The sequence below is a fragment of the Novosphingobium resinovorum genome, assembly GCF_036352595.1.
In the GTDB taxonomy this organism is placed as follows: Bacteria; Pseudomonadota; Alphaproteobacteria; order Sphingomonadales; family Sphingomonadaceae; genus Novosphingobium; species Novosphingobium resinovorum_B.
The window spans coordinates 1-6355 of record NZ_JAZFAX010000080.1 but is presented as its reverse complement, the minus strand read 5'-3'; the positions used below and the strand labels follow the sequence as shown (position 1 = coordinate 6355).

The window sequence follows — 6355 nt, the reverse complement described above, 5'->3', positions numbered from 1 at the left end:
TGCGCGCAATGATCTCCACCCGATCCTTCACTTAGCCTCCTTCTGGAGTCCAGAAAGAGACTCCTTACCGGAGGTCCATCAGCGCCGAGCCAAAATGCCGCAACACGCCCGAGGCCGTACGCTTACAAGTTGAGCGCGCCCGACCGACGGAGTCCACGCTTTCGTCCAACGGGCTTGAATGTAGGCGTTAACGAGACGGCCCGCTTCTCCTCCACGGGTGACGTAGGGGCAGCCAATGAGCTTGCGGGGCACGCCTAAGTGAAAAGCGGCCGGCTGGAAGTGGAATATGCGCTTTGTCAGGGCTTGTGGTTTTAGAAGGTCACCGGCTCTGATCTCTGCAACTGGCAATCAATTGTTCCCGAACTGTTCCCTCACCAGCTAGGAATCGGTCCGGCCCGTGTCAACATAAGTAAAAATAGCGATGGACGAGTGATCCGTCTCTGTCGCGCCTCAAGCAACCCGTTCGAAGCATTCCCGGAATTCAATTTTTTCGATTATCACGCTCAGCGATCGTTCGCCGTGTTCACCCATGAAAGGGGGGTGTCATGAATGTCCGAATCCACCGTCCCCGGCGAATTGGGCACCGAAATGCCGTGCTTGAGCGCAAGGCCCGAGCGCGGGCGTACCTGAATCTCGTAACCCACCGGGATCGCCACCGAGAGGCCCGTCGCCACTGCATGACGCCCGCCGGAAGGGATCGTCACGTCCTCGGCCGAGACCACGTCCATGCCCGCCGCGCCTTCGGTGGCGTAGACGGGCAGGTCCAGCCCCTGCCCGTGCGGCAGAACCTTGACCATGACGGGGACTTCATTCGGCGAGTGCATCGGCAATCCTTTCGACGAGGGCGTGCGCGACGTCCCCCTTGGGCATTTCGGGAAGGGAAACCACCTCGTCGGCCATGACGATGTGGACGGTATTGGCGTCGCCGCCCATGACGTCGCCCGAAACGTCGTTGGCGACGATCCAGTCGGCGCCCTTGCGCACACGCTTGGCCTGGGCATAGCGGATGACGTCCTGCGTCTCCGCCGCGAAGCCGACGACCAGCGGCGGTCGGCGCAGCCCATGCGCAAGGCCGGCGAGAATATCGGGGTTTTCGGTCAGTTCGAGCGGCGCGATGGCGCCGCCGTCCTTCTTGAGCTTCTGGTCCGCCGAGCGCACCACCCGCCAGTCGGCAACGGCGGCAACCATCACCGCAACGTCAGCCGGAAGCGCGGCGTCGACGGCCTCGGCCATCTCCAGCGCGCTCTCGACATCGACGCGGTCGACGCCCGGCGGGGTCGGCAGGTGGACCGGGCCGGCCACCAGCGTCACCCGCGCGCCTGCCTCGGCGGCGGCGGCGGCAATGGCGAAGCCCTGTTTGCCCGAGGAACGGTTGGCGATGTAGCGCACCGGGTCGATCGGCTCGTGCGTAGGTCCGGCGGTGACGAGGACGTGCTTGCCGAAAAGCCGCAGCGGCTCGTCGGAGAGCGGGACGAGTTCGAGCGCCGTCGGATCGGTGGAAGGCGCGCCCCGTGCGCTGCCCTTGACCGCCAGCGGCGAAGTGCTGGCGGGGATGGCACGCGGCCCGCGCGGGATCATCGCGGCGGAAAGGCCGCCCGGTTCCTCGCCGACGACACCTTCGGGGCCATGGCCGAGGCAGCGGGCGATGCCCTGCCAGATTTCCGTAGGCTCGGGCAGGCGGCCGGGGCCGTATTCTCCGCAGGCCATCGCGCCCTCGTCGGGCTCCATCACCTCGACGCCCGAATCGCGCAAGGTCTGGACGTTGCGCTGGGTCGCGGCGTGAAGCCACATGCGCACGTTCATCGCCGGGACCGCGAGCACCGGCTTGTCGGTCGCCAGCAGCAGCGTGGTGGCCAGATCCCCCGCCAGGCCCGCCGCCATCTGCGCGAGCAGGTCCGCCGTCGCCGGGCAGACGACCACCAGGTCGGCCTGGCGGCTGAGCTGGATATGGCCCATCTCGGCCTCGTTCTTGAGATCCCAGAGCGTCGTGTGGACGGGGTTTTCGGAAAGCGCCGCCAGCGTCATCGGGGTGACGAACTTGGCGCCCCCCTCGGTCAGCACGCAAGTCACCGAGCCGCCTTCGCGGCGGATGATGCGCACGAGTTCGCAGGCCTTGTAGGCAGCGATGCCGCCGCCCACGATCAGCAGAATGCGCGGTCCGTTCATGACTGGGGCTTCTGCAACAGCGTGAGCATGGGCGCAATCAGTTTGGCACAGGCCCTTTGGCCGCCGCGACCAGTTGCATCATCGCGCGCGGAGCGAAGACCAGTCCGGCGAACATGACCGGGGCGATCATCGCCCCCCAGTAGAAGTTGTCCCACCGCCCGACGAGCATGAACGCAAGCCCGTATCCCGCGCAAAGCAGGAACCCCGCCAGCCCCGAGCGACTACGCCAGCCGAGCCAGCCGAAAGTCATCAGCACCACCGCAGGACCCGCGAGAAAGTGCGGAAGCCAGCGCAAGTTGCTCGACTGCACCACATTGACCAGCCAGCCCGCCATGCCGCGCATGACCAGCCATGCCGGGCCGTGCGGGTCGCTCGGCAGCACGTCCCTCGCGATGATCGAGAGGTGCCAGGCGAGGCCCGCGAAGAATACCGCGATCAGCAGGGCCCACGCCGCGCTTTCGCGCCAGTTGCGGTTCCACAGCGCGAAAGCGGCCATGAGCAGCACGTAAGGCAGCGTCAGTTCACGAATCGCCAGCGCCAGCGCGGCGCAGGGGAAGGCCGCGATCCAGCGCCCACCCTGTCCGTCCCGGCCGATCCGGTGCAGCCCGAACGACAGCGCGATCAGGCCACCGGCCCACAGTTCATGCAACGGAAAATAGTGCCGGTTGAGCTGCAGGGAGGCACCCACGAATACCATAGCGGCACCCAGACGCTGCACACGGCCGCCATCGTCCGTGTCCACGCCCAGACGGCGCCACCATACCGCGACGATTCCCAGCATGAGCGCCATCGCCGCGGCCATCTGCCCCCGCTCGCCGAGCATCGCGTCGATATAGGCCAGCGTCGGCAGGCGCACCGCGATGCCGGGGTTGACCGGATAATTGCGCGCCCTCTGCTCGGGCACGATGAAGTCGTAGTAGTTTTCGCCCTTCTGAATCCGGGCGATGGCGACCTCGTACAGCGCGAGGTCCTCGTCATAGGGCTTGTCCGGGGTGATGACGGCCTGGCCCCTCGCGTCCACCGGCCCTTCGACCGCACCCTCCCACGGCGAGCGATTGCCCGGCTTGTTGGTCGGCGCGATCATCGAGGCGACCAACACCAGCGCCAGCAGCGCAAGCGCCAGCCGGGCAAGTCCGGGCGAGAGCCGCGCGAAGCGGCCCCTGTCCGTCAGTTCAGAAGAGTCCAGTACGTCAGTGCCCACGCCGCCGCGCCCCCAAGGATTGCGGCCAGAGCATAGCCACCCCAGTGGTTACTTTCGCGTTTACGGCGCTCCCAGATCAGCTCCACCTCGGGCAGCGGAGCCTGTTCCGGCGCGCCGCCCTTGGGCGGGAAGCGGTCCTCGATCCGGCGCACCAGCGCGGGCAGGCGCATCAGCGTCTCGATATCCTCGCGCACCCGGTCGACGATCACCGCCTCGGGGCCGAGTTCGTCGCGGATCCAGTCCTTCACGAAAGGCGCCGCGACGTCCCACATGTTGATCTCGGGATCGAGCGCGGTGGCCAGACCCTCGACCATCACCATGGTCTTCTGCAGCAGTAGCAGGTGGGGCTGCACCGCCATGTCGAAATCGCGGGTGATCGCGAAGAGACCGTCGAGCATCTGCCCGACCGACAACTCCGACACCGGCTTGCCGCGCATCGGTTCGCCCACGGCACGCAGCGCGGTCGCGAATTCCTCGACCGTGTGATAGCTGGGGACGTACTGCGCCTCGAAGTGGATTTCGGCGACGCGGCGGTAATTGCCGGTGGTCAGGCCGTAGAGGATTTCCGCCAGCCACAACCGCGCCTGACGGTTGATCCGGCCCATGATGCCGAAGTCGATCGCGACGATTGTGGTATGGCCGTTCTCGCCATTGGGCGCCCCCTGCACGAACAGGTTGCCCTGGTGCATGTCGGCATGGAAAAACCCGCAGGAGATCGCCTGCGTAAGAAAAGTCAGCACCAGCCTGCGCGCGAGCTTGGACATGTCGTGCCCCGCCTCGCGCAGCGCCGCGAGGTTGCTCATCTTGATGCCGTCGATCCACTCGACCGTCAGCACCGAACCGTTGGTGCGGTCCCAGTCGATATCGGGAACGCGGTAATCCTCGATCCCCTTCATCGCATCGGCGAGTTCGGAGGCCGAAGCGGCTTCGCGGCGAAGATCGAACTCGCGCTGGGTCCAGCGCTTGAGGTTGGCGATGACCGCGCGCGGACGCAACCGCGCCGCCTCGTTACCAAGCGCCTCGAGATGCGCTGCAGCCCATTCGTAAGTCTCGACGTCGTGCGCGAACTGCTCGCGGATGCCGGGACGCAGCACCTTGACGGCGACGTCGCGCCCGTCCGGCGTAACCGCCCGGTGGACCTGCGCGATCGAGGCGGCGCCTACCGGAGTTTCCTCGATCGAGGCGAAGATGCGCTCGAGCGGGCGGCCGAAGGTGCTCTCGATCTGCGCGCGGATCGCCGCGAAGGGCACGGGCGGCAAGCTGTCCTGCAAGGTCAGCAGGTTGTGCGCAGGACCTTCGCCGACGAGGTCGGGCCGGGTGGCGAGCGCCTGCCCCAGCTTGATCGCGGCGGGGCCGATCTCCTGAAAGGCACCGGCATAGTCGGGCTCGGCCGGCTGGCGCGTGCCGAAGCGCGCGATCCGGCACAGGCGCTTGACCGGCGCCGGGGCATTGCGGTCGTTCTCGATCCCGCGCAGCGCCCCGTGACGCGCGAGGACGCGGCCCCACTTGAGGAGACGCGCGATGTGGACGGGGGTGGTGGTCACCGGATCGTCAGACCTTCCAGCCCGAATGGATCGCGACGAGGCCGCCGAGGATCGGCTCGACCTTGGTGTGCTTGAACCCGGCCTTGCGGATCATCCCTTCGAATTCCGGCATCGGCGGGAAACGGCGGATCGATTCGATCAGGTAGCGGTACGAATCCGCGTCGCCGGCGATCATCGAGCCGATCTTCGGGACCAGCTTGTGCGAATAGGCGTCGTAGACTTCCTTGAAGCCCGGCCATTCGGTGGTCGAGAATTCGAGGCAGAAGAAGCGTCCGCCGAACTTGAGCACGCGGTGCGCCTCGGCCAATGCCTTGTCGATGTGGGTGACGTTGCGGATGCCGAAGGCGATCGTATAGGCATCGAAGAAATGGGCCGGGAAGTTCAGTTCCTCGGCGTTCTGGCGCGACCAGACCAGCGTGTCGATGCCGCGCTCCACGGCGCGCTCGATGCCGACGTCGAGCATGTCCTGGTTGATGTCCGAGACGGTGACGACCGCGCCCTCGGCCTCCATGCGAAACGCGATGTCGCCGGTGCCGCCCGCCATGTCGAGGATCTGCTCGCCGGGGCGCGGACGGACGCGGCGCACGAACTTGTCCTTCCACAGGCGGTGCATGCCGACCGACATGGCGTCGTTCATGACATCGTACTTGCGCGCGACGGAGGAGAAGACGGCGCCGACACGGCCCTCCTTTTCCTCGGCTGCGACGTCTTCGTAGCCGAAGGAAACGGTTTCGCCGTCGGACTGGTTCGAGGTTTCGCTGCTCATGGGGCCAGTCCTCTAACCGCCCGGACGGCAAGGCGCCACCAATGTTTTGGCAAAGTTCCGATGCAGATTTCGCCACCGGCATGCCGATTGTGACGGGATTCGTCATGCACAGGGCATCGCCTTTCAGGCATCCTGCGCCGGGGGATCGTCCGGCAGACGATCGACGAGGAGAGATCGATGAGCGAGTTCGAACCCAAGCCCGCCAGCCAGACCCCGACGACCTCGGGGTTCGACTTCAACAATCCCACCATCATCAACCTGCTGTACCTGGCATCCTACGTCACCGGGATCACCGGGATCGTCGGCGTCGTGCTCGCCTATGTCTGGCGCAATGAACCCAAGGCGGCGTGGGAAGCCTCGCACTACGAGTATGCGATCAAGACGTTCTGGATATTCTTCCTGGGCACGATCCTGGGCTTCCTGCTGATGATCGTGCTGATCGGCTTCCTGATCCTGCCCGCCGTCGCCGTGCTGGTGGTCGTGCGCTGCGTGATGAGCATCCTCAATGCGCAGAAGCAGGTGCCGATGCCCAATCCGGGCAGCTGGCTGGTCTAGGGTCAGGACCTATTAATTGGTTGCACGAGGCGTGAAGGGTTGATTCAAGGTTGCAGGAGGAATGCTGCCATGACCGACCTGCTGATGCTGACCGAAGCGCAGATGCGCCGGATCGAACCGTTC

5 protein-coding genes and 1 pseudogene are annotated in these 6355 nt (G+C 65.9%); 1 reads left to right on the top strand and 5 read right to left on the bottom strand.

Annotated elements, in window-relative coordinates:
• Positions 1–551: 551 nt before the first annotated feature.
• The 5 genes and pseudogenes from V2S85_RS26675 to V2S85_RS26655 all read right to left on the bottom strand — a co-directional run.
• A pseudogene (locus tag V2S85_RS26675) lies at positions 552–824 on the bottom strand (dUTP diphosphatase); the annotation flags it as partial.
• Positions 808–2166, bottom strand: coding sequence for a bifunctional phosphopantothenoylcysteine decarboxylase/phosphopantothenate synthase (locus tag V2S85_RS26670; protein WP_330705813.1), 1359 nt, complete (start codon positions 2164–2166; stop codon positions 808–810). The pseudogene V2S85_RS26675 and the gene V2S85_RS26670, both read right to left, overlap by 17 nt.
• A gap of 37 nt (positions 2167–2203) precedes the next feature.
• Entirely contained in the window at positions 2204–3367 is a 1164-nt protein-coding gene (locus V2S85_RS26665; protein WP_330705812.1) for a hypothetical protein, read from the bottom strand.
• The gene (gene ubiB, locus V2S85_RS26660; RefSeq protein WP_330705811.1) at positions 3334–4911 is read right to left on the bottom strand and encodes a 2-polyprenylphenol 6-hydroxylase; all 1578 of its coding nucleotides are present in this window, start codon (positions 4909–4911) and stop codon (positions 3334–3336) included. The genes V2S85_RS26665 and ubiB overlap by 34 nt, the downstream gene beginning before the upstream one ends.
• Before the next feature lie 7 nt (positions 4912–4918).
• Positions 4919–5677 carry a class I SAM-dependent methyltransferase gene (locus V2S85_RS26655; protein WP_330705810.1) on the bottom strand — a complete coding sequence of 253 codons (759 nt, stop codon included), beginning with the start codon at positions 5675–5677 and terminating at the stop codon, positions 4919–4921.
• A gap of 177 nt (positions 5678–5854) precedes the next feature.
• Between V2S85_RS26655 and V2S85_RS26650 the strand changes: the two genes are divergently transcribed.
• A complete protein-coding gene (locus V2S85_RS26650) occupies positions 5855–6232 on the top strand; it encodes a DUF4870 family protein (protein WP_330705809.1) in 378 nt (125 codons plus the stop codon).
• Positions 6233–6355 lie beyond the last annotated feature (123 nt).